This window comes from Nostoc sp. UHCC 0870, from assembly GCF_022063185.1.
Taxonomy (GTDB): Bacteria; Cyanobacteriota; Cyanobacteriia; order Cyanobacteriales; family Nostocaceae; genus Trichormus.
Genome location: NZ_CP091913.1, coordinates 5056063 through 5080039, shown reverse-complemented (window position 1 = coordinate 5080039; position 23977 = coordinate 5056063). Strand labels below are relative to the sequence as shown.

Annotated in this window: 19 protein-coding genes; 7 read left to right on the top strand and 12 right to left on the bottom strand. The window is 41.4% G+C overall.

The features are described from left to right. Positions 1–22 precede the first annotated feature (22 nt). The 4 genes from L6494_RS21450 (at position 23) to L6494_RS21435 (ending at position 4270) form a co-directional block, all read left to right on the top strand. Positions 23–388 carry a hypothetical protein gene (locus tag L6494_RS21450; RefSeq protein WP_237989783.1) on the top strand — a complete coding sequence of 122 codons (366 nt, stop codon included), beginning with the start codon at positions 23–25 and terminating at the stop codon, positions 386–388. A 399-nt stretch (positions 389–787) separates the two neighbouring features. Then, the gene (locus tag L6494_RS21445; protein WP_237989782.1) at positions 788–2563 is read left to right on the top strand and encodes a WD40 repeat domain-containing protein; all 1776 of its coding nucleotides are present in this window, start codon (positions 788–790) and stop codon (positions 2561–2563) included. 482 nt (positions 2564–3045) lie between these two features. Beyond that, positions 3046–3393 (top strand): chromosome segregation ATPase, encoded by a 348-nt coding sequence (locus L6494_RS21440; RefSeq protein ID WP_237989781.1) that lies wholly within the window; start codon positions 3046–3048, stop codon positions 3391–3393. A 367-nt stretch (positions 3394–3760) separates the two neighbouring features. Next, a complete protein-coding gene (locus L6494_RS21435) occupies positions 3761–4270 on the top strand; it encodes a hypothetical protein (protein WP_237989780.1) in 510 nt (169 codons plus the stop codon). 85 nt (positions 4271–4355) lie between these two features. Here the strand turns inward: L6494_RS21435 and L6494_RS21430 are convergent, their stop codons facing one another. Continuing rightward, complete coding sequence (locus L6494_RS21430; RefSeq protein ID WP_237989779.1) at positions 4356–5522, bottom strand: extracellular solute-binding protein; 1167 nt, start codon at positions 5520–5522, stop codon at positions 4356–4358. Positions 5523–6013: 491 nt separating this feature from the next. Here L6494_RS21430 and L6494_RS21425 point away from each other — a divergent pair, with 491 nt between their 5' ends. Further along, positions 6014–6388, top strand: coding sequence for a hypothetical protein (locus L6494_RS21425; protein WP_237989778.1), 375 nt, complete (start codon positions 6014–6016; stop codon positions 6386–6388). A 226-nt stretch (positions 6389–6614) separates the two neighbouring features. Here L6494_RS21425 and cobT read toward each other — a convergent pair whose 3' ends face one another. The 3 genes from cobT to L6494_RS21410 form a co-directional block, all read right to left on the bottom strand. Then, complete coding sequence (gene cobT / locus L6494_RS21420; RefSeq protein ID WP_237989777.1) at positions 6615–7823, bottom strand: nicotinate mononucleotide-dependent phosphoribosyltransferase CobT; 1209 nt, start codon at positions 7821–7823, stop codon at positions 6615–6617. 224 nt (positions 7824–8047) lie between these two features. Then, positions 8048–8779 (bottom strand): DUF2232 domain-containing protein, encoded by a 732-nt coding sequence (locus L6494_RS21415; protein WP_237989776.1) that lies wholly within the window; start codon positions 8777–8779, stop codon positions 8048–8050. 13 nt (positions 8780–8792) lie between these two features. Next, the gene (locus tag L6494_RS21410) at positions 8793–9467 is read right to left on the bottom strand and encodes a Crp/Fnr family transcriptional regulator (protein ID WP_237989775.1); all 675 of its coding nucleotides are present in this window, start codon (positions 9465–9467) and stop codon (positions 8793–8795) included. A 626-nt stretch (positions 9468–10093) separates the two neighbouring features. Between L6494_RS21410 and L6494_RS21405 the strand changes: the two genes are divergently transcribed. Beyond that, positions 10094–14203 carry a hypothetical protein gene (locus L6494_RS21405; RefSeq protein WP_237989774.1) on the top strand — a complete coding sequence of 1370 codons (4110 nt, stop codon included), beginning with the start codon at positions 10094–10096 and terminating at the stop codon, positions 14201–14203. Between the two features lie 99 nt (positions 14204–14302). Here L6494_RS21405 and L6494_RS21400 read toward each other — a convergent pair whose 3' ends face one another. The 4 genes from L6494_RS21400 to gmd all read right to left on the bottom strand — a co-directional run bounded on the left by L6494_RS21400 (position 14303) and on the right by gmd (position 18066). Further along, positions 14303–15115 (bottom strand): carbohydrate ABC transporter permease, encoded by an 813-nt coding sequence (locus L6494_RS21400; protein ID WP_237996196.1) that lies wholly within the window; start codon positions 15113–15115, stop codon positions 14303–14305. A gap of 104 nt (positions 15116–15219) precedes the next feature. After that, positions 15220–15795 (bottom strand): 5-formyltetrahydrofolate cyclo-ligase, encoded by a 576-nt coding sequence (locus L6494_RS21395; protein ID WP_237989773.1) that lies wholly within the window; start codon positions 15793–15795, stop codon positions 15220–15222. 222 nt (positions 15796–16017) lie between these two features. Continuing rightward, positions 16018–16962 (bottom strand): GDP-L-fucose synthase family protein, encoded by a 945-nt coding sequence (locus tag L6494_RS21390; protein ID WP_237989772.1) that lies wholly within the window; start codon positions 16960–16962, stop codon positions 16018–16020. A 24-nt stretch (positions 16963–16986) separates the two neighbouring features. After that, positions 16987–18066, bottom strand: coding sequence for a GDP-mannose 4,6-dehydratase (gene gmd, locus L6494_RS21385; protein WP_237989771.1), 1080 nt, complete (start codon positions 18064–18066; stop codon positions 16987–16989). 537 nt (positions 18067–18603) lie between these two features. Here gmd and L6494_RS21380 point away from each other — a divergent pair. Beyond that, the gene (locus tag L6494_RS21380; RefSeq protein ID WP_237989770.1) at positions 18604–19644 is read left to right on the top strand and encodes an isochorismatase; all 1041 of its coding nucleotides are present in this window, start codon (positions 18604–18606) and stop codon (positions 19642–19644) included. 104 nt (positions 19645–19748) lie between these two features. Here the strand turns inward: L6494_RS21380 and L6494_RS21375 are convergent, their stop codons facing one another. From L6494_RS21375 to psbB, 4 genes are all read right to left on the bottom strand, one after another. Further along, positions 19749–20477, bottom strand: a complete 729-nt coding sequence (locus L6494_RS21375; protein WP_237989769.1) for an HAD family hydrolase — start codon at positions 20475–20477, stop codon at positions 19749–19751. Between the two features lie 101 nt (positions 20478–20578). Further along, positions 20579–21679, bottom strand: a complete 1101-nt coding sequence (locus L6494_RS21370; RefSeq protein WP_237989768.1) for a 30S ribosomal protein S1 — start codon at positions 21677–21679, stop codon at positions 20579–20581. Between the two features lie 424 nt (positions 21680–22103). Continuing rightward, a complete protein-coding gene (locus L6494_RS21365) occupies positions 22104–22208 on the bottom strand; it encodes a photosystem II reaction center protein T (RefSeq protein WP_237989767.1) in 105 nt (34 codons plus the stop codon). Positions 22209–22313: 105 nt separating this feature from the next. After that, on the bottom strand, positions 22314–23843 hold the full coding sequence (gene psbB / locus L6494_RS21360) for a photosystem II chlorophyll-binding protein CP47 (RefSeq protein WP_237989766.1): 1530 nt from the start codon (positions 23841–23843) through the stop codon (positions 22314–22316). Between the last annotated feature and the right edge of the window lie 134 nt (positions 23844–23977).

The following is a 23977-nucleotide window of genomic DNA, read 5'->3' as shown; positions in this document are numbered from 1 at the left end:
GTAAATCCTCTAGGCAAAATTTATGGCTCAACAACCACAGGAAGATGTCAGGGTTACTGCTACCTCTAAAATTTGGGGAATGACCGTTGGGATGTTCGTAATTTGTATTCCACTCTCGGCTGTGACTCGAAGTGGCCCCATCCTCCCGTTAGCAGCTATTGGGGGTGCAGTTGCTAGTACAGTTGCTGTCTGGCGTTCTGATGATAAAAAATCACCATCCAAATCCTTATCAGGTGAACCGATAGAGATATTAGAGCAAAGAATTGCCGATTTAGAAACAATAGTCAGTAGTGAAGAATTTGATTTGCACAAAAAAATTAAACAATTAGAATCAAACGATGCTTATATCTTAAGGAATGAATCTTCTACGCCGGAAAATAAAACTTAAAATTGGTGAAAATGTATCTTTAGATGACAAATTACAAGTATATCTAGCTGATTTTGTAACATTAGCTTACTTTTAAATCATCTTGTTGAGTTGAGGCTTTCTAAGCATCTCAACGAATACTCGTCTTTAAAAATATAACTGTTTCTAGGGCAACAGTATCTTATTGTTAAGGTTAGTTAGAATTGACGGACATCATTTAAATTCTCAATACTTCAGTCCCGTTCTCAATCAAGGGTCTTCATCCTTTATGGTGGATACTCTCTGCAAATTCTACCTTTGATTGTGTTCTATTAGACTGCGAGGATTACGGAATTTTTAATTAACTAGAAGTTATAAACTTGAGTCATTGCATTGGTATAGCTTACCTTAAGTATGCAACATTGTGCCGCAGGAATGCAGATGGATTGGATTAGCTTACTCAAAGCTCAACAGGCTGACTTCCTTCAACGTGTGAAAAAACCCAAAACTTACGATCTATCTTTGTTAGAAAGTCAAGTTAGAGGGTGTCACAGCGAAGTGATGGCATTTTGTGGAGAGCCTTTGGCAAAAATTATCGAATTTTCTCGCCAACAAGCCAAAATCCTGGCGAAAAATCCGCCTCCCATACCCCCTGAATATCCCGAACCCCCTGATTGGACTATCCCTTTTCCCACATATTTCCAGCAGCAAGCGGAAGATTATATTTTGCGTGAGCAAATAGTCGATCGCATCATCAGCACGCGTCTAGGGAAGCTACTGAAGAAAATTCCCCAAGACACCGTGCAGAATATGGTGCTAGACGATGAAGGTAACTTGCGGGGTGAAAGTAAGTTTACTTACTTGCTAGCAGATAACCCTAAATTGAGTGTACAAGTTTATGTTGCTGATGGCGAAAGTTTTAATGGCATTAAGAAAGATAAAATCAGGTGGTCAGTCACTCAAGATGATTTAAGACATCACCAAGTATTAATTTTTCTGTGTCTATTTTATCCATCTACTGGTAAGTTGGGTTGTGAAAAACAAGCTGTGATTGCTGGCTTTTTACCCACCCATCAAATCGGATTAACAGAACCCAAAATGTATGTTGCTCCTAGTAACTTGTTGTATTCCGGGGGTTTAAGTTGGTATTTAGAATCATTAACTCTTAAAAAAGATATTAAAAAAGATATCTTGCCAATAGTTGTTGAAAGAACCATCCCTGAAACAATTCAGACTCTATCATCAGACCATCCTAAAAAAGAAATTATTGGTGATTGGGAATGTTGGCAGACGTTAAAAGGACATACTAAAGGAATTAATTGTTTAGCTTTTAATTCTAAGTATGACAACGGCATAATTACACCAATATTAGCTAGTGGTAGTCATGGAGAGACGAAGTTATGGGATTTAAGCAAGGGTGATTTAATCGATACTTTGTCAGAATATCCTTGGGTATTTTCTGGACTAATAGATGAAATTAGTTCCCTAGCTTTTAGTGCAGACGGACAGATGTTGGTGAGTGGTGGCGCAGATTCGTCAATTAAAATTTGGCATACAGGCGCATTAGATTTAATAGATATTCTGCACAAACATCATGGCGTGGTGCGCTGCGTTGCTTTCACTCCCGATGGACAAATGTTAGCCACTGGTGGGGATGACAGAAAAATCTTCTTTTGGGATTTGATGAGTCGTCAGGTAAAAGCCATCCTGTCTTTAGATGATACGGCTGCTCATTCCTTGGCGTTAAGCCGTGACGGTCAAACTTTAGTAACTGGTAGCTATCGTAAAATCAAAGTCTGGCACACCTCAGAACCCTGGAATACGAAGAATCTCAAAGACAAAGAACCCCTACATACCCTCACGGGTCACGGTCACATTGTCCGTGCTTTGACAATCAGTGCAGATAGTCAATGGCTGGTAAGTGGTAGTTGGGATCAGACCATTAAAATTTGGCATCTGGAGAGTGGTAAATTAATTCGCACTCTTAAGGGACATACAGATAAAGTGTATGCGATCGCGCTTAGTCCTGATGAACAAATTATTGCTAGCAGTAGTGCTGACCAAACTATCAAGTTATGGCATTTTGACTCTGGCGAGTTATTGGCTACCTTTACAGGTCACACTGATATTGTCACCGCGCTGACTTTTACCAGTTCCGGCGATATGTTGGTGAGTGGGAGTTTGGATAAAACCATTAAAATTTGGCAAAGGAGTTAAACCAATTCGCAACGTTTCTCGCTGCTGTCTTGCCCTTGTTTTAGTTCGGCTTCTAGGGTATTGCAGAGGGACATCAGGCGATGTCTGCGACTGGCTACGCCTGGCTACGCCTACGCACTTCTCTACAATCCGTTTTTGTTCTGCAATGGGTGGTATAGCGTTTCCTAATCACATGAGGTACATCATAGCCCCCTCTCCTTGCGTGCGGGGAGCAGGGTGGTTTCATACGAAAAAAGAAAAATCTATAAGTTTTGATTTTTCGTTTTGTAGCCGAGATTTTTACCCCTCTCCAAACCTCTCCCCCACGGGGGGAGAGGCTTTGAAAGCTAGGTTTATTTTTTTCTCTGGTTGTATGAAACCACCCTGCTCTCCTTCTTACTCTCTAAATTTTTCGATGAAATTTAACATATTTAGGCAATTTTGTCAATATATAGTTCCTATTCTTTATTTGCTAAACTAAAACTCTCTGAGAAATTTTAAGATTGCCAGATACATCACCTCCAGCACCGCCGCAAAATATGCCCCCAGTACAACCTATAGAACCATCATTACCAGCACCTATTAATGGTAATTGGTATTTACTCAGCGTCCGTTCTAAAAAAAGAGAATCGTTTTTGAAATATCTAAATCTTGCCATTACTCAAAATAATTTACAAGAATTAATTTTAGAGATAAAAATTCCGCAAGATAAAGTTTATGAAGATATTGTTTTGCTGAATTTAAGCAACTTTAATACTGCAAATTCTCAACTGCAAAAAATTGATCATTTTCAAAGTCTTCAACGCAAACCATTACCCTTGGCACAAGTTAGCCGAATGATAGGAAACTAATAATGTGCTTTGACAAAATATCCAACTGTAGGGTGCGTCAGTGCTATAGAACCTAACTATACTCAGAAATTATTCATACTGACGCACCCTACCCAACCATCAATTGCGGATAATTTATTTCTTGGTGTTCCCTGACCTAGTACGGTGGACGGAACGCCAACGCCTACAGTAGTCGCAGATCATCGCAACTGGTCGTGTAGTCCAACTCAGCACTTCATTGGATTACACCCTCAAAAACTGCTACAAGCGTTTCTCACCCACAAATACTGAACCTTTGGTAGTTTTATTGTATAGGTGAATACGTTAATATATTATAAGCACAGGGATCTTGTTTAACTGTTTTACTCGCCTAGCAGTGAATTTAGTTATGCTTAGACACAAACTACTATCATTAATAGCTATAACTTTCAGCCCTATTTTTCTGTTATTAACTACACCCTCAATAGCTGAAACTTCATCAATCCCCAAATATTCAGATGCACCTCTAAATCTAGAGTTACTGAATAATCCCAAAGGTGGTGTAGTTACAGCCAACACCATTAAATTAACAGGATTAACTACTCCTAGTTTATGGTTAGCAAAAGAAATCTCTGAGAACAAGTTGTTAGATAACTGGATAGCATATCCAACTACTCAAGCCGAATCTAGTCGAGTAGACCTAGTAGTTAATCAACAAATTTGGAGTTTGTTAGATTATCTAGAACGTTATGAGTTTGTTAATCGCTTGGGTAGCACAGCTAGAAAAGACAAATATAATTTGCGGGTTTTTAATTATCAAGGGGATCTATTAGCAACCTATACCTGCAATTTCCAGACTAATCCTACTCCTTGTAATATCCAGATGAATGTTCAGTATAAGTTAGGTTCAAACCGCTAGACCTTTGAAACGCAGAGGCGCGCAGAGGTTTACGCAGAGGGATATAGAGGTTTAAAAAAACTCACCTAGTTTAATCACAAAATGGTTATGCTTTGATTTTGGTAAATAAAGTTTCGTATTGTTTGTTAGTTTCTGGTGAAAAAGGAAGTAGAAATTCGCTTTTGTCGAAAACTTCACGACTATTTAGTAACAAACTCGTAAATGATGGCTGAATATCAGCAGTGTTAATATCTGTAGCAATTGGAGAATTACTTTTAGTTTGTAAAGAAATTTGCTTGGCACTCTTTGGCTGCCAACAAAAATCAATCCATTGTGATGATAAATCGTCCTTAGCTGCACCCTTGGGACTTACCCATAAATCTGACCACATAGCTGTCCCAGAAAGGGGAATAACCATGCTCAGTTTTGGATAACGACTTAAAATTGGTACTACATCACTTGACCAACCAACAGCCAACCAAGTATCGCCCATAATTAAAGGTTCTAGGTAGGTATTAGAACTGTAGAATTTTACCTGTTGGTTTAAGGTTTTGAGTTCTGCTTCTAATTGTGGAATTGCGTCTAGATTTTCGGTGTTGTATGATTTTCCTAGCTTCTTGAGGACTAACCCAATTACTTCTCTAGGTTCGTTGAGTAAAGAAAAATGCGATCGCAATTCTTCCCGCCACAAATCACTCCAATCCTGTGGTGTCCATCCCAATGCTTTAAACTTCTCTCGGTTATACACAATGACTGTACTACCCCAACGGTAAGGCGCAGCCCAAACTTTTCCTTGAGGATCTGGAAAACCTTTGTCGTTGCGTGTCACTAATTGTTGCCATCTAGAATCTAAACCAGGCCAATTCTTTAACTGTGTTGGTTCTATTGGTTGAATTAATTGCTGTTCAATTGCTGTTTGCAGCCAATAATCTCCCAATGTCACCAAGTTAGCTAACGTAGGCGTTGGGGATTGTCTAAATGGGATGAAGCGACTCCATCCTGCATCTTCATTGCTTTTTGGTTTCTGCTGCCAAGTTTGCAATTGCTTAAAAGCATCTTGGATATTTGAAATTGGCGCAAACTTAAGTTGTACCTTTTGTTGCAAATTCTTGCGAAATTTATCAACTAATTGAGGAGGAATAGAACCTTTTAATAATTGGACGTTGAGTTTTATTTGCTTGTTGTTAGCACACCCAATTAACAGTTGTGAAACTGCTAGCCCACCCATGCTGGCGAGAAAAGACCGGCGATTAATAGATTTAAGATGATACATATATAGAAATATATAAGAATATATTATTGATTAACTAACACAAACATCCTCGTTTTTCAACATGGGTGTGAGTAAAAGATGACAGTGACTAATCTCCAATGCCCACTCTTTTTCCAAGCTAATAGCTTAACATTGTCAACGTTTCCTTATGATTAGAGTGTTGATTTCTACAACTTCATGTTAAGAAACCTACAAATCAATCATAAAGGTCAATGAGCAATAATTTATGCCTTTAGGCTATATTTTTGTCAATTTTGAAGCAAGTCAAAAAGCCAGTAACTTGAGAAATTTGCCAAAAATAATTGCTAAAGGTTAATTAATCTCAATATCTAATGAGCGATAGCCATAGAAAATGTTGAATCATGTATAAACATAATTAACTATGTGTCATATTTCTCAGAAAGATTTGAATAATTAAATAATTCATAAGTATTTTTAACATTGCCAGTAAATTGAATAACATATAGAAAATGTGCAGACGAGGGTATTAAATGGAGCTATTACAAGAACAAATTCTGACTGTAAGCAATAAACTGGATGCCCTCTACCAGTTTATTGAGCAGCTCGACTTAAAAGTTGCTCAAGCTGTTTCAGAATGCTCTTTAGCAAGAACAGAAGCAAAGGAGAATGTCCAGGAAAGTAGCGATCCTACTTACTCCCAGTTCAAAGGACAGATCCGATTGAATTCGGAACTAGAACACAAGGATGTATTAATAGACGGCGTTTATTTAGAAATGAATCGCCAAAGTGGAGAAAGAAATTTATCACCAGAAATTCAAATACAGAGACTAACCGCACAATTAACCGCCGCATACAATCGTATTGCAGCTTTGGAAGAACAATTACTTAGAGAGAGAATTCATTAATAGTGCTGAGTGCTGTTAGCGGTAGCGCGGCGTTTAGCCGGTTATGAGTGATGAGTTATGAGTCTGACTTTTCACGTTATGTGGAAAAGCTAACGCGAAACCTAACCCCCTAACCACCTTTCCTAGTAAGGAAGGGGGAATATGTAGAGACGTTGCATAAAACGTCTCTACGGTTGTAGGGGATAATTTTAGAGAGGGGTTTTCCAGCATCCCGTGAAAAGTCAGGTTATGAGTTGGGGGTTGACTCAGCATTCGGTATGGGTTTATACCTGGATGCACTAAAGGAATTTATTTGTTCAATTTGGGTTTCTATCGCAGCTAAAAGTTGATCTTGCTGCCAATTTTGAGTGAGATTGGCGGCTATACAAGCTGCGCCAGCACCTACACCTTCCTTAACAAATCCCCGTTCATAGGCTTGGAGTTGGGGGTAAGAAGAATTAGCAAAACTCAAACTGGTAGCTAGTAAGGGAGGAGATTGGCTATCAGGATATTTGCTATTTTTGCCTAAACTCAGAGCGAGGTTAACTGTATCACCCGTAGGATCTTCCGCTACCCATCGGGTTGTACCTACAACTACTGCGGCTGGTTGCCAAGATAAATTATAAGCCTGAGCGATCGCACTAATGAGAGCATAAACCGCTAGCATTTGCGTCCCACCAGCCAACATTACACCACAACGACGACTAGCGGCGATCGCCATCCCAGCCACTACTACCTGCATCGGATCACCAACCGCCGCAACTAGTTCTAGAGGATCAATCGGTACAAGATAAGGTAGAGATTGAGATTCGCCTCTGCTTTTCATCCTCTCCAACCCTTGTTGCACCACTTGCCACTTTTGTTCGTGGTTACAAATAGGGTGACTACTATTAACTTTGCCTACTGCGTTTATACCCAAGCCCGTTAAAATCGCTAAAGCTGTTGTAGTCCCACCAACAACACATTCACTTAAAATTAGATATCCCTGATATCCCTTTTGAGTCTTATCCGCCAGGCGATCGCCCCAAAGCATTCCTTGCTTAAATAAGTTATGTACAGTTGTTAACTCTATTGCTGTACCTGTACTTAAACATCTAGCTGGACAACCACCCAAATCAATGACTGGCATAGATGGGATTTGAGGTAATCCAGCATTAAATAAATAAACGGGTATATTCAGTGACTCCACCACAGCGCGAGAAATCAGCACAGGCGATGCTCCCGCCGTCAGTGGAGGTAAAGCATATTGGGGTTTGTGTTTTGCGCCGTAATATAAAAACTCAGCATCAGCACAGGCAGTATATTTCCGATCCTCTGGAGTGCAACCAGCTGCCGAAATTCCTGGAATCAACCCAGTTTCCGTAAAACCTAAAACACAAGCAAACAGAGGAATATGACCGCGATATTGCCTCAGCCATGCTTCACCCTGTTCTTTTTCGGTATAGATGCGAATCATACAATTTGAGTGCTGAGTTGTGAGTGGTGAGTGGTGTTAGCGGTAGCGCGGCGTTTAGCCGGTGCTGAGTGTTGAGTGGTGAGTGGTGAGTGGTGAGTGGTGAGTGCTGAGTAGTAAGTGCTGAGTTGTGAGTGGGCATTGTATTTTTCTCCCCCTGCTTCCCCTGCTCCCCCTGCTTTCTTTTCCCCTGTACCCTGTCACCTGTCCCCTGTCCCCTGTCACCTTCAATAATCCATCAAAACTTGCACCCAATGTGGTGGACGGGGGATGGGATTGCCTAGTCGATCTAATAACAACGATGCGGCCAAATGTACTACAAATAGGTAGATAAAGTTATTAATAACAATCAAGGCTACTGCCCCTATCTGAATGAAAAATACATTGGGACTAGCTAATAATCCCAACTTTAGGAATAGCCACTCTGTCAGTTCTGTGACTTGGTTGATTATATAAATCCATAGGTCTTCTCCCGACAATATAGATAGCAACCACAGGCGAAAAAATACGCCTAAAGTACCTAATAGCGTCCCCAAGGTGATAGATACTAGCCAAGGTACACGACGATGCCATGTAGCCCCAAGTAGTACACCCATAAATGCAAAGGGCATAACAAATAATAGACTGCGGACTGGCCCCATCAATACTGATAGGAGTAAACCAGAGGTGACAGCCGCCATCCATGCTGCTCGTTTGCCCCAACGCAGGTAAACTAAAGCGATCGGGACAGGGAAGAATATCCGCAACACTGGCCCTAAGGGAAAGTAAAAATTGATGAACCAAATCAAGCTAGCAGCACTGGCTAAAAATGCTGTTTCTACCATTCTTAAGGGTGCATCAACCTTTAATTGCGGTTGTTTTAACTGTAGTGGCTGATCTGACCTTTGATGTGGTGAAGATTGAGACTCAGGGGATGGATTTTCTTCAGGGTCATTTGGCAGAGAATCTAAAATACTCATCTGGAAAAATTTGTTAAACTATCATTTTCTCTAAGGCTGACAAATCTGGGATACAAATGCTGTCTTGATCTCGCTTAATCAAGCCTTTTTTTTCTAATCTTGTCAATACTCTGGTGACTGTCTCCCGCGCTAACCCACTCAAACTACTCAATTCTCTGTGTGGTAAATTGGGAATTTCTGTTCCTGTTTCACCTCGTTTTCCTTGCCCTTCTGCCAAAAATAATAATGTGTCTGCTACCCGTGACAGACTATCAGATTCTCGCAACCGCAGTCGTCGATTTACTTGTCGTAAACGCCGAGCCATTAGTTGTGATAAGCGGACTCCTGCTAAAGGTTCTCCATAGATTAACTTAACAAAATCCTGAGATGGCATACTGCCAATTATTGTAGGGGTTAGGGTGATGACATCTGTAGAACGGGGTACTTCATCTAATGCCGCCATTTCCCCAAATAATTCCCCTTTACCAAGAATATTTAGTGTTACTTCTTTCCCTTCTAGATTGTAAGTACGAATTTTGACCCAGCCATCTACTATAAAATACACAGAACCACCCCAGTCATTTTCTAATAAAATCACTTGATTGGCTGGGTGTGTGCGTGTCACAAGATGGTTAAGGGCTATCTCCACTGAGGTTTCTGGTAAACCTTGAAAAAAGGGAGCTGAGTTTATCCACGGATTGTCTTCCATTACGACATTATTAAGGCGGTTATATAAAATGAGCAATAACGCTAAGTTTTACCTAAGCGTTCATAATACATTTAATTGTAAAAGAACACTAAGTTATGTTACACAAGCAGGGGCTTTAGAGCGGTTTTTTAAACAATTGTGACCTACTATTATACAGTCTGTACTTTCTTACACACTGTTTTCGTCTTGAGGAGTAATCTTGGAAAAAGGCCGCCTGCATTGCTAACAGCACTACTCAAAAATATAACTAGGCAACAATTATGATACTCAAAGTTGCTAATTTTTGCTAATTTTAAATTTTTTGCTGTTGGCAGATGAAAGGTAATGAGTAATCTGGCTTGGCGATTTGAATTTTTTTATGTTTTTATACTATTGAAGTCATCAAGGGGATAACATCGCCTTGAGAACTACCTGATACTAGCAATCTGAGAATATTTTTGTGTTCTAGGATTACTACTTGCTCAAACATATGTTGCTAAATGGCCATGGCCTGCGGCAAATTTACATAACCCTACAACTTGCAGTTATCTATCAAACAATTACACTGAGTTATATTTTGCACTTGAGTAATTGTAAATTAATTTCTACCATCGGTTGACCTAAAATTTTAGCTAAGGTAATTTAAAGTGACTTTCCGCAACGATGAAATTCAAAAACTAATTGCAGATATTGACAACTTACTGAACAGCAATAGTACGCGCCTGTCTAGGCTTCTGTCTAGTCAGGCGCAAGAGCCGAAAGAGGTTTTAGAAAGAACCCGCAATTTTTTAATTCAGCTACAAGAGCCTGAGAAATTAGAACACTCTCAACAAAACTTGTCTGGGGGACAGTCCCAAAAATCGTCGTTGTTGGAGAAGTTCATTGACCAGGGTCAGAATCAGGCGACATCACCACAAATCTCAACTCATCAAGAATCAACTCAAGAATTAACTCATTCCCTCACCGAACAAATCAAAAATGAATTGTCCGCCTGTATACAGCCATTGCAAGGAGAAATTACAGCCTTGTTGCAAGAACGGACAGTTTTGGCACAGGAAATTAGACAGCTAGAGCAAAGGCGACTACATAATTACTCTTTAAGTCAACAACTGGCAAACCAAGAGCAAATCATTACCGAATTTTTACAAGTTCTGATGAGTCGCCTAGCACCAGCGTTAATGCCTAAAATGGCTGAGGCAAGAGTAAATTATTCTAGTGATGTTAATAATAATCATCACAGCAATCTAGAAGCTACAGATGCTAGTAGTCAACCCTTCTGGGAATCTTCAGAAAAAACAGAGCGGTTAACACAGCTAGCTCAAGAATTAGATCAACGTTTGTTGTCTTTGGATGGTACTGTAAATGTTGTATTTGACTCTTTGCAGCGTAATGTAAATACTTATCATGAATCTTTATCTCAATCACTGGTAAGAATGCACAGCAAGGGTTTGCAAGGGGAACAATTGCTCGTTAGTCTGCTGGATAATTTGACGCAACATATACAACAAAATTTATCTAATTCTTCAGTACCTACCCCTAAGTTAGAAAATCAAACCCTTGCGGCTACACTATCAAGCGTTAGTCCAGTTATTCCAGACTTATCGCCGTCAACTGACACTAGCCTATCTGTAGAATCGGAGCTTTTATTTACAGACAACACCAACGAAGAATCTCGCATCTTCGCAGCAGACTTAGATGTAACGATGAGCAATGGCGTTCTCTCCACCGAAGATGATCATCTCTTGGAAACGGCCGAATTTGAGGCCTTAATGACTGATGAATTAGATGAAATGCTTTTGCAGCTTGGTGTTGATGAGTCTATATCTGCTGAGAATTTGACTACTCCAGATATTTTGTCTGAGGATAGTGGGGAATCAACCGATGATGAAGTTGATCTGATCTACGCCAGTTTGTTTGGTAATGACAATTATTTTATTAATGCCCTTCTGGAATTAAATTCAGAGACAGTAACTGAAGAGTTACCAGGGTTAGATGCTGCTGATACTGTAATCGCGCCTCAAAATATTTTAGCCGAGGTCGATACGGCGGCAATGATGCCAGAAGCTTGGTTTGACGAATCAGATACCGATTTTTTTAATGATACTAACCCCCTGGACATCCCAGATCCGCCTATTGAGTCCACAGACTTATTATTATTTGCAGAACCAACTCCAACTATTAGTTTTGTAGATGCAGTAGACTTGCCAGCAATACAACCAACTCATGAAGATACAATCACATCTTTAACAGATTTATTTGCAGATGTAGATATTGAAGAACTGGCTAGAAGCTGGAAATTAGAGGAAACTGCCCCGCCGCCCACTGTCTCGACACCAGAACCTGTAATTCTAGAACAGTTAGCCGTAGCTTCTGCGGTAGAGGATGAGGCAGCCTTAATTGTGCCGACAGTTGAACAAAAGCCACCAAGATTAACTCACAAACAACCGGAACATTCACCAGAACAATTTATTCCGGCTTCACCCCAAGAAAATTTACTTTCACCAGAAGTCACTGAGTTAGCTAATCTCCCTGAAATTGCTCTGAACGAAGAGCAATGGCTGAAATTACACCAAGATTTAGCCAAGCTTGATGAACCAAACTCACAGACACCACAATCACCATTAATGGGGTTGGAAAGTGCGGAGTTTTGGGTCAGCGATGGGCTACGCGATCGCGAACAATTAGATCAAGAAGTAGCAGAAAATACATTGACTGTGGACTCCTCCCCTTTAGATGTTTCCCCAGCTAACCCTATCTCCACCCCCCAAACAGAAACCGCCTTAGACTTTAGCCCCACTGAAAAAGAACAGGAAGTCCCAACGACCACTTACGACAGTTCTGTGATCATTCCTGATAATCCCATCGACAATACCGAAATTGCAGATGATGCTTTAGACTCAGTTTGGTATTTAGGCATTGATTTGGGGACTACTGGGATTTCTGCCACTTTATTAAATCGCTCTACTGGTGTTGTCTATCCGATTTGTTGGTCAGCAGAACAGCAACCGGGAACTAATAACTTCCAGCAATCCTTCCGTTTACCCGCAGAAGTTTATTTGCCTAACACTTCTTTACCTCCTAGACAGGCTGACAGCAGCGATGAGCGCGCATCTCATCTGAAAAATCATCTTTATTCAGCGCAGTTAAAACCATATTTACAGGTAGCAATTCCCTATAAAAATGAAGAGCAAAAATGGCAACCTGTATTGCAATTTAACGAATTTTCGGCTGGGCCTTTAATTTGGATAGTGCGATCGCTCTCCAAGTTACTTTTAACCCTGAAAGCAGACCGCGATAGCACAACTCAAGGTTTAATTGCCACAGCCGTAGGCTTAGATGAAAGTACCTTCCACAGCATTATTGATCAAATTGCTGGTGTGATTTGTAACTCCCCCTCTAGTTGGTCTGAACAATATCGCTTTAATCTGCGGGAAGCTTTACTGACAAGTAGATTAGTTCAACATCCCCAGCAAGTATTTTTTGTCGAAGAAGCGATCGCTAGCTTACTAAGTATTCTTAATGGTGCTAATGGTGAAACAGTAAAATTTAGCACCCACGAAGGTTTAACCCCGGCTCAAACCAGCGATTATGCGATCGTCGGTAATACCCTTGTGATTAATATTGGCGCAACTGCCACAGAAATGGGATTGGTCGATGTGCCAGATAGGTTAGAACAACTCACCCACAATCATTTCATGCTCCACGGTTTTGCCTATGCCAGCAAAGGGATTGAGCAAGACATTATCTGTCAGTTATTATTACCGCCCAAATACCGCCAATCTCGTGGGGAAAACCCAGAAGATAACCAAAAAATTCATAGTCACCCTTGGCAATGGCAATCAGCTTTTCCAGATTTGGACGAAGCGCAGTGGGAAAGTCTGGGTTTAGATGATTTAGAATTACCGCGTGTGGGAGAACCAGACATCAAGGCGCGGATTCTCTTACAGCAGCGTCTCGAAAGTTCCCTACTGGGACAGGCGGTACTAGATGCAGCCCTAGCTTTAAAGCTAATTTTGCAACGCCAAGAGTCTTTTAGCTTTGAATTAGCTGATCAACGCTGGATTTTACAGCGTCGAGATTTAGAAACTCAAGTATTTGTCCCCTTTGTCCGTCGCCTCAACCGGGAACTCAATAAGTTATTAGTAGCGCGTGGTATTCCCACTGAAGCAATTAACCAAGCAATTTTAAGTGGTGGAGTGGCGAATTTAGGCGTTGTCAATCGATGGTTGCGGCAGAAACTCCCCAACGCCAAGATGATTCAAGATGCGTACCTAGGTGAAAATGGCATTCCTAACTGTAGTCGTGTCGCCTATGGTTTAGCTGTACTACCCCTACATCCCCAAGTTTTAGAAGAATCTCGTCACCAATATACAGATTATTTCTTGTTTACAGAATTACTGCGATTATTACCAGACAGAACTCTGGCATTTGGGGAAGTTCTGCACTTATTTGAGGCTCGCGGTATCAATACCAGCACTTGTCAGCAAAGACTTTTAGCCTTCTTAGAAGGGGAATTACCTCCAGGTTTGATTCCTGTTTCCCCCGAATCTACTTGGCTGACCCAAAACTCTCAATCTAATTCAGATTATCAGGCGATCGCCTCTACACCCCTGTTTGAAAAACAAGGTAATCTTACTTATCGTCCCAATTTCTCACAACTGCAAATTTTCCACCGTTATCTAAATGCAATGAAAGCCAGCACTCAGCAGTCCTTGGATGAACCTTATACGATTAATTTTAGGGGTGTAGGGGTGTAGGGGTGTAGGGGTGTAGGGGGCAAGGTAGAATTTTTACCAGTCTTAATTACGAATTACGTTAGCGGAGCGGGGCGTTAGCCCATTACGAATTACGAATTGTTACCCCTTAACTCCACTCCCTGTATCTGTAGCGACGATATAACGCTGTAAAACTAGGAATACTAACAAAACAGGTGCGATCGCAATTACTGATCCAGCAGCTACTAAACGCCAGTCTAGAGAAAATGTCCCTGCTAATTTGGCTACTCCCAAGGGTAGGGTGTATAAGTTTTCATCTTGAATGACTATCAAAGGCCAAAGAAAGTCACTCCACGAACCGATAAAGACGAAAATAGCGAGAGTTACTAGGGCTGGTCTAACTGCTGGTAACATAATATGCCACCACAAGCCTAATTCTGAACTGCCATCCATCCGCGCGGCTTCTTCTATCTCTTTGGGAACTCCCATAAAAGCTTGTCTAAGTAGGAAAATACCAAAAGCAGAAGCCAAGCTGGGGAAAATCATTCCCAAATAAGTATTTCTCAACCCTAACTGCACTGTCAAAATATATAAGGGTATCATCACGATTTGGAAAGGAATCATAATCGTAGAAACGATCGCAATAAAAATGCCATTCCTCCCCGGAAATGATAGCCGTGCTAAAGGATAAGCAGCTAGGGAGCAAAACAGCAGATTGAAAGCTACAGTCAGCACTGCTACCAATGTACTGTTATAGATGTACTGCCCAAAAGGTAAAGATTGCCACACCTTAGAGAAGTTTTCTAAGGTAGGTTGACTGGGTAATAACTGCGGTGGCGATTGAAAAATATTTTCTGTGGGTGATTTTAAAGCAGTGCTGATCAGCCACAGTAGAGGAAAGAGTGTGATGATTGCGATCGCACCTAATAAAAAGTACATCATCACAGGTGGCATTCTAGTATTTTTCAATCGCAAATTAATCACGTCGCTTTCCTCCAATCCAAATTTAATGTAGCAGGGCAAAGCCCATCACGTTAGCGTAGCGGGACGTTAGTCCATTACGAATTAATATAAAATTCTGTTTCAGTAGCCACAGCAACTAAAGGTTGATCCCAAGGTTGAATAGGTAGTTGGATTAAATAAGCAGATTCAAAGACAATTCCTACTGTTGGCTTGTTTGCCCATTCGGTCGAACTGAGCAAGCGATCGTAATAACCACCACCATAACCTAGACGATATCCCCGGCGATCGCAAGCAACACTAGGAACGAGAATTAAATCTACGTCTTCAGGATGGATAGTTGGTGTTTCAGGATGGGGTTCTTGAATACCGTAGGAATTAATCTGTAACGATTCCCCAGATTGCCAACTATGCCAGTGTAGCGATTGACTGATGCAGCGCGGAAATCCCCAGCGATATTGATTATCTGCAAATAGGGGACTAAGGTCAGGTTCTTGGCGAAAGCTGAAATAAGCAAGTATGGTTTTGGCTTCGGTGAAGAGAGTAGAAGCTTGTAATAGTTTACAGATGCGATCGCTTTTTTCTCGCCATTCTCTAACAGACATCGACTGCCGAGTTTTTAACAAAGTCCGGCGTAATTTTCCCTTATTTAGTTGATGATCAACTTTGTCCATGTCGATTTATAATCTAAGTACGTAGTAGTGCGTCAAGTTTCAATTGATAGATGAGCAAGTTTGTAGTAAGGACTTTAGTCCTCATTTGGAAAAGGACTAAAGTCCTTACTACGAACTGTTGAAACTAAATTGACACAGTAGTAGTTTAGGGTTACAGAACCCCGACTTCTTAGAGAAGTCGGGGTTCTAAATTTGTACTTAACGAATCGTATTCCCTATTCCCTAAGCGGCATTTTGCCGATACCAATCAATAGTATTCTTTAATCCCTGCCGGAAATCTACTTGAGCCGTGAAATTAAAAGCTTGTTTCGCCCGTTCAGTATCCAAACAACGACGGGGTTGACCGTTTGGCTGATCTGTTTCCCAAATTATTTCCCCGTCAAATTCCATCAGTTCGCAAATTAAGGTGACTAAATCGCGGATGGAGATTTCATAACCCGTCCCCAAGTTAACTGGTTCGGAGTCATTGTACAATTGTGTACCCATAACAATGCCTCGTGCGGCATCTTCTGAATACAGAAACTCACGGGTAGGACTACCATCACCCCAAACTGGAAGTTGTTTGTCTCCCCGAACTTGGGCTTCATAAACTTTGTGAATTAAGGCGGGGATGACATGGGAACTTCTCGGATCAAAATTATCTTCAGGCCCGTATAAATTTACTGGTAGTAAGTAAATACCATTAAAGTTGTACTGCTGACGATAAGATTGCAGTTGTACTAAAAGTGCTTTTTTAGCTACCCCATAGGGAGCATTCGTTTCTTCTGGATAACCATTCCACAGGTCATCTTCTTTAAATGGTACTGGGGTAAATTTTGGGTAGGCGCAGATTGTACCCACACAAACGAATTTTTCTACGCCTCCTTGATAGGCAGCATGGATGAGTTGAGTCCCCATGATCAAGTTGTCGTAGAATAACTCTGCTGGTTTTTCGCGGTTGAGACCGATACCACCGACATGAGCCGCTAAGTGAATGATGATATCTTGCTGGTCTACTGCGCGTTGGCAGTTTTCTAGGATACGTAAATCTAATTCCCGCGATCGCGGGACAGTAATCTTGGCCAAGTCAGCCCCAGCTTTGCACAGCTGATCTATTACCTGACGGCCTAAAAACCCTGCCCCACCAGTGACGAGAATTCGTTTATTTTGTAGCTCTAAGGAGGTCATATTTTTATCCTTGGCAAGAGTTCATTAGAAGTGCATAGCACCCAGTTCTTGACGAATGGTAGCAAGGTCTTGGGGCAGGAGTGAACCATTACCATTGGGTGAGGTTTGACCTAATGCTTGCAAATCGGCTTCTACCATCAGTGAAACTAACTCTTCAAAAGTAACTGAAGGCTTCCAACCCAATTTTTGCTGCGCTTTGGTGGGGTCGCCGATTAATAAATCTACTTCTGCTGGGCGGAGATAGCGATCGTCAAATTCTACGTAATCTTGCCAATCAAGATTTACATGACTGAAAGCTAATTGGAGAAATTCCCGGACTGAATGGGTTTCACCTGTGGCAATCACATAGTCATCTGGTTGGTCTTTTTGCAACATCAACCACATTGCCCGCACATAATCCTTCGCATAGCCCCAATCTCTTTTGGCATCCAGATTACCCATGTAGATTCTTTTCTGCTTGCCAGCGACGATGAGAGCCACTGCTCTGGTAATTTTACGAGTAACGAAAGTTTCGCCTCGTCTTGGTGATTCGTGGTTAAACAAAATCCCATTGCAAGCAAACATTTTATAAGATTCACGGTAATTCACCGTTTGCCAGTGGGCGTAAACTTTTGCACAGGCGTAGGGACTACGGGGGTAAAAAGGTGTAGTTTCGCTTTGGGGTACGGCTTGTACCAAACCATACATTTCTGAAGAACCTGCTTGATAAAAACGTACCTCAATCCCAGTCCGGCGTTGATAATCGCGGATGGCTTCCAGCAATCGCAGTGTTCCCATGCCTACTGCATCTACCGTATATTCTGGAGAATCAAAGCTCACCCGCACATGGGATTGTGCGCCCAAGTTGTAAATTTCTGTAGGCTGGACTTCTTCTAGAATCCGTCGCAGAGTTGTACCATCGGTCAAATCACCGTAATGCAGAAATAACCGCACGCCTTCTTTATGAGGATCTTCGTAAATATGGTCAATACGGTCAGTATTAAAGGTAGAAGTCCGGCGAATTATACCATGCACTTCGTAACCTTGCTCTAATAAAAATTCACTCAGGTATGAACCATCTTGACCAGTAATACCAGTAATTAAGGCGCGTTTGTTTTGCGTCATGCTGTCTTTATTCCTTTTGTCCCTTATTAAATATATGTAGTCCAATTTACACAACCTAGCAGCTAATTGCCAAATTGCCTAATGGGAAACCTACGAGTTTTAAGGATAGGAGGATTGTATCGTAAATAAATATACTGGCAAAAAAGTAAATTTTATTAATAAATCTAGTCTTAAGTCTCTTTGATAAAGATATGTAGAGCTTTAATAAAGATTTATCTTTGCGAAAAATTCATACATTACGAAAGTTTATGAAGAATAAATAAACTTAACACGAAAATATTGATCAACGGAGTACCTATAGTATCAGAACGTCAGGAATCAAGAGGAAGTTTTAGAGGTTGTTTGAAAAGTTTTGTCAGGTATCATTTGTCATTCTGAGTGGAGCTTTACGGAAGGAAGAATCCGCGTTTTCACCGTTATACTGGGATGCTTCCTTCGTCAGGATGACATAAAAGGGGACTTTTCAAACATCCTCTTAGAATCCCACTTTTTCCAAGATACTGGGTTATTAGTTCTTTTTTACACGCTATTAATTATATGGCAATAATTATCAACAATCAAACAACAACTGAATTACCCACTCACTTCAACCCTGAGAAAGTAGGGGAAGTTTGGCGAGTACCATACCAAAAACGCGCAGATGAAGCAGAATTATGGGCAGAACAAAACAGCATCAAACCTGCATCTGCTGATAAAACGTGCATTTGTTTATTATTGATTGATGTGCAGAATACTTTTTGTATACCTGAATTTGAATTATTTGTTGGAGGTAAATCAGGAACAGGAGCAGTAGATGATAATCGACGACTGTGTGAGTTTATTTATAAGAATTTAGGTGTAATTACAAAAATTATTCCTACCCTAGATACCCATACAGCCATGCAAATTTTCCATCCTATTTTTTGGGTAAATCAGACAGGCGCACATCCGACACCAGCAGCGACTAGTATTACTCCCGCAGATATTGAAAACGGTATTTGGCAAGTAAATCCAGATATTGCTAATAGTATTAACAGCAACTATGAATTATTGACAAAACACGCCTACCATTACGTTAAGCAACTGAGTCAAGATGGTAAATATCCTTTGACAGTTTGGCCTTATCATTCTATGTTAGGTGGCATTGGTCATGCTTTAGTTTCTGCGGTGGAAGAAGCAATATTCTTCCACTGTATTGCACGGCAAAGTCAAACGCAATTTGAAATTAAAGGTGACAATCCGTTAACAGAAAACTATTCTGTTTTACGTCCAGAAGTATTGCAAACTTTTGATCAAAGTCCCCTAGCTAACAAAAACACGCGCTTAATGCAGCAACTTTTAGCATTTGATGCAGTGATTATCGGCGGTCAAGCTAAAAGTCACTGTGTAGCTTGGACAATTGATGATTTATTAACAGAAATTCAACAGATAGATGCTACCCTTGCTCAAAAAATATATCTGCTAGAAGATTGTACTTCGCCTGTTGTAGTGCCGGGAATTGTAAACTATACAGAGCAAGCAGATGCAGCATTTACTAGATTTTCGGCAGCAGGAATGAAGATTGTCAGATCCACGGAATCTATCTGCAATTGGCTATAGGAATCCTGAATGATATGTTATACCTGCTTCGGATAATTAGTTATTCTTCCAACAGTTATTAAACCCTACCCCGCTTCCCCATGAACGGCTATGACTCATGAGGTTCAAAAAATTTGAATTTCATCAAGTTTGTTAATCACCACATCTGCACCTTTAACATTATCTGATTTGCCTACCCAAGTAATACCAATACAACCTGCGGCTTTAGCATTACGAGCCATTTGCATATCACCAACAGAATCACCCACCATTAATGTATTCTCTGGTTGTACTCCTAAGACTTGGCAAGCTTGTATAAACAGTGCTGGATCTGGTTTACTCAGTCCATCATCTACGCCGATTTGTGCTTGGATATAATCACTCAATTGGTATCGTGCTACAAAGTCTCTGACTTCTGCTGTTGTGGCTGCGGAAAGGATACCCAGTTTGATTCCTGCTGTGGAAAGGGACTGCAAAACCTCCAGAGTCCCTGGAAATATAGGCGCGGGAGTTTGATTAACGTATTTTTCGGCTTCATCTAAAGATTTACGAGCTATTTTTAAAGATTCAAACCAGCTTCTCCCAGTTTCGGCGATATAAGCGGCGGCGGCGATTTCTGTTTCTCGACGGCTGGCTACTGCAATTAAGCCAGCATGATCGAGGGTATCGCTGTTAATTCCAAAGGCCATTAACAATGGTTCGCCAATACCAGGGATTTGAGCATCTATTAACCGGGCTGCTTTTTGTCCGAGCGATCGCAAATGTATTTCTGAGTCCTCTAATGTACCATTTTTATCAAAAAAAATCGCTTGCACATTATCAAACTTGATTTTCTGACATTCAATAGTTACCAAAATATTTATCTCCCCCAAAAATTATTCCTAAACAATCAATAAAAAAAGAGGGATGTCCCCTCTTGCATAAATGCTATGATCCTTTTAATTAAAGTAATTTATTACTCTTCAATAGCTGCTGGAATTTCTTCTGCAACTTCAAGTTCAGCGACTGCTTCAGTTTCAGCGACTGCTTCAACTTCAGCAACTGCTTCAACTTCAGCAACTGCTTCAACTTCAGCTACATCTTCAGTTGCTGGTGGAATTTCTTCCTCAATTTCATCCGCACTTTCTACAGTTTCTGTTGGTATAGTAATGCCTTGTTGTTTAGCAAGCATCTGTTCTCTATACTTAGCAGCCATTTCTTCTGCTTTGTCATAAACCAAATCACGGTTTTTAATCATGTCACCGGGTTCTGGTTCTAACTGTTTGGTAGATAGTGAAATTCTGCCTCTTTCTGCATCCAAATCAATGATCATCACTTTCACTTCATCATTGACATTGAATACACTGTGGGGTGTATCGATATGCTCGTGAGAAATTTCGGAGATGTGTAACAAACCACTGACACCGCCAATATCGATAAATGCACCGTAAGGTTTGATGCCGCGCACTGTACCAATTACTACTTCGCCCACTTCTAGGCGGTTCATCTTCCGTTCAACTAACGCCCGACGATGAGATAGAACTAGGCGGTTACGTTCTTCGTCTACTTCTAGGAATTTTAAAGGTAGTTCTTCACCTACCAAGTCTTCTTTAGGCTTGCGGGTACTGATGTGAGAACCGGGGATAAAACCACGTAATCCCTCAATTCTCACCAATGCTCCCCCACGGTTGGTAGCAAACACACCTGAACGCACGGTAGCGTCTTCTGCTTGTAGCTGTCTTACGCGCTCCCAAGCACGCATATATTCAATCCGGCGGATGGAAAGGGTTAGCTGTCCATCTTCATTTTCATCGGTGAGGATGAAAAATTCTCTGGTTTCGTTGGATTGTAATACTTCTTCCGGGGCATCGACCCGGTTTATAGACATTTCTTGTATAGGTATATATGCTGCTGTTTTAGCACCAATGTCAATCAGAGCGCCACGCGGTTCTATACTAAAAACTGTCCCTGGTACGACATCTCCGGGGCTAAAATGATAATCGTACTTATCAAGGAGGGCTGCAAAATCTTCGTGAGTAAATCCAATTTCTGTAGCGGTTAAGTTCTGATTGACCATGCTGATTTGTTCCTGGTTCTAGTCTCCGTAAAGGTTATGCCATAATAGCGATAATCCATGCAACTGCCTTAACGGCAATGTACAACTATATCTTCCAATCCTAGCGTAGAAAAGCTAGTGTTAACACATATCAACTCCCAGATAGAGAATTATATCATATCTATCTGTGAAATTTTTATTAACAAATTTCTGCTTTTAAGGGTGATGTCCCTTTCGCTACAGGGAAATTTTTAGTTATGTATTGGAAATACTTGACAATCCAGTATTAACTAGATAATTTTCCCTACGTTTACAACGATACTACCTTTTTCCATCTTTTCGCTACATTGCTCAAAAAGCAACCGCAAAAAATATCCGTTGTTCCTTGTAGAATCAACGGACTAAAGTTTTATGTAACTTTACAAATTTGGGATTAACTACCTACTTAATCTTCTTTTTTCTCGATGCGGGGTGGTTCGCGGAATGCGATCGCAAAGAAGAGAACACCAAGTGCCAGGGTCAAAATTAAAATGTATGCAACGCTTTCCATGTCAAAAGCTCCTTAAAGTGCTGAGTGTTGAGTAATAAGTGTTGAGTAATGAGTTTTGAGTCAAAAATTAACTCGTTACTCATTACTCATAACTCAGGACTGAATTTAGAGGGCTTCCTTCCGGCGGGTTGATTTGTCACCCACTTTCTGGAATAGACCCCATTCGACTTGCTCTTCTAGATCCGCTTCTACACCAGCAAATACGTCTCGGTAGATTGTCCGAGAACCGTGCCAGAGGTGACCGAAGAAGAACAACAGAGCAAATACAGCGTGTCCAAAGGTAAACCAACCTCTGGGAGATGTACGGAATACACCGTCAGAGTTCAAGGTTTCGCGGTCAAATTCAAAGATTTCGCCGCCTTGAGCTTTACGAGCATATTTCTTCACATCGGCAGGATCTGTAAAGGTCTTGCCGTTGAGATCGCCACCGTAGAAGCTAACAGTTACACCTGTTTGCTCAAAGCTATATTTTGATTCTGCCCGACGGAATGGAATGTCAGCGCGGACAACACCATCAGCATCGGTCAAGATTACGGGGAAGGTTTCAAAGAAGTTGGGCAGACGACGGACATTTAATTCGCGTCCTGCCGCATCTGTGAATACTGCGTGACCTTGCCAAGATTGGGCAATACCATCACCTTTCACCATTGGCCCTGTACGGAATAGACCACCTTTAGCTGGGCTATTACCGACATAATCGTAGAAAGCCAGTTTTTCAGGAATTTGTGACCAAGCTTCTGAGAGGCTTGCACCTTCAGCTAGGCTGCTTTGTACGCGACGGTCAATTTCCTGATGGAAGTAGCCTTGATCCCATTGATAACGGGTGGGGCCAAATAGTTCGATTGGGGTGGTGGCGTTACCGTACCACATAGTACCAGCAACGACGAAAGCCGCGAAGAATACTGCTGCGATACTGCTGGACAGTACGGTTTCAATATTACCCATCCGCAGGGCTTTGTAGAGCCTTTCGGGTGGTCTAACAGTGAGGTGGAATAAACCAGCAATAATACCAACTACACCGGCTGCGATGTGGTGAGCTACTACACCACCGGGGTTAAAGGGGTTGAACCCGGCTGGCCCCCATTCTGGTGCTACGGGCTGGACGCTACCAGTGATCCCATAGGCATCAGAAATCCACATACCAGGGCCAAATAGTCCTGTTAAGTGGAAAGCACCAAAACCGAAACAGAGTAAACCAGATAAGAACAGGTGAATGCCAAACATTTTTGGCAAGTCAAGGGCAGGTTCGCCAGTGCGGGGATCTCTGAAAAGTTCCAAATCCCAGAAAACCCAGTGCCATACGGCAGCTAGGAACAATAGACCAGAAAGGACAATATGTGCTGCGGCAACGCCTTCAAATGACCAGAAACCAGGATCAACTGCTGAAGCACCAGTGACACTCCAACCGCCCCAAGAGTCGGTAACGCCTAGACGTGACATGAAGGGTAGCACGAACATCCCTTGTCGCCACATCGGGTTGAGAACAGGATCGCTGGGGTCATAAGTGGCTAGTTCGTACAATGCCATTGAACCAGCCCAGCCTGCCACCAAAGCTGTGTGCATCAAGTGTACGGAAATTAGCCGCCCTGGATCATTCAGAACGACTGTATGTACTCGGTACCAGGGTAGTCCCATCGACTACGCTCCTCCTCGATGAGTTGTGTTTACAAAACAATTTTCTTACTTAAGATTCTAAGGTTAGAAGCCTAACCTTGGACTTCTCTGAATTTTTTTATTGCCAGAGCTTGAACACTGCCATATCTGAGCAT

What these genes read in the sequence shown, in the direction of transcription:
- cobT (WP_237989777.1), bottom strand. Translation starts at nt 7,823, where the DNA reads ATGATTCGCATCTATACCGAAAAAGAACAGGGTGAAGCATGGCTGAGG.
- L6494_RS21400 (WP_237996196.1), bottom strand. Translation starts at nt 15,115, where the DNA reads ATGCCACCTGTGATGATGTACTTTTTATTAGGTGCGATCGCAATCATC.
- L6494_RS21365 (WP_237989767.1), bottom strand. Translation starts at nt 22,208, where the DNA reads ATGGAAAGCGTTGCATACATTTTAATTTTGACCCTGGCACTTGGTGTT.
- L6494_RS21380 (WP_237989770.1), top strand. Translation starts at nt 18,604, where the DNA reads ATGGCAATAATTATCAACAATCAAACAACAACTGAATTACCCACTCAC.
- gmd (WP_237989771.1), bottom strand. Translation starts at nt 18,066, where the DNA reads ATGACGCAAAACAAACGCGCCTTAATTACTGGTATTACTGGTCAAGAT.
- psbB (WP_237989766.1), bottom strand. Translation starts at nt 23,843, where the DNA reads ATGGGACTACCCTGGTACCGAGTACATACAGTCGTTCTGAATGATCCA.
- L6494_RS21435 (WP_237989780.1), top strand. Translation starts at nt 3,761, where the DNA reads ATGCTTAGACACAAACTACTATCATTAATAGCTATAACTTTCAGCCCT.
- L6494_RS21390 (WP_237989772.1), bottom strand. Translation starts at nt 16,962, where the DNA reads ATGACCTCCTTAGAGCTACAAAATAAACGAATTCTCGTCACTGGTGGG.
- L6494_RS21450 (WP_237989783.1), top strand. Translation starts at nt 23, where the DNA reads ATGGCTCAACAACCACAGGAAGATGTCAGGGTTACTGCTACCTCTAAA.
- L6494_RS21430 (WP_237989779.1), bottom strand. Translation starts at nt 5,522, where the DNA reads ATGTATCATCTTAAATCTATTAATCGCCGGTCTTTTCTCGCCAGCATG.
- L6494_RS21370 (WP_237989768.1), bottom strand. Translation starts at nt 21,679, where the DNA reads ATGGTCAATCAGAACTTAACCGCTACAGAAATTGGATTTACTCACGAA.
- L6494_RS21425 (WP_237989778.1), top strand. Translation starts at nt 6,014, where the DNA reads ATGGAGCTATTACAAGAACAAATTCTGACTGTAAGCAATAAACTGGAT.
- L6494_RS21395 (WP_237989773.1), bottom strand. Translation starts at nt 15,795, where the DNA reads ATGGACAAAGTTGATCATCAACTAAATAAGGGAAAATTACGCCGGACT.
- L6494_RS21415 (WP_237989776.1), bottom strand. Translation starts at nt 8,779, where the DNA reads ATGAGTATTTTAGATTCTCTGCCAAATGACCCTGAAGAAAATCCATCC.
- L6494_RS21445 (WP_237989782.1), top strand. Translation starts at nt 788, where the DNA reads ATGGATTGGATTAGCTTACTCAAAGCTCAACAGGCTGACTTCCTTCAA.
- L6494_RS21410 (WP_237989775.1), bottom strand. Translation starts at nt 9,467, where the DNA reads ATGGAAGACAATCCGTGGATAAACTCAGCTCCCTTTTTTCAAGGTTTA.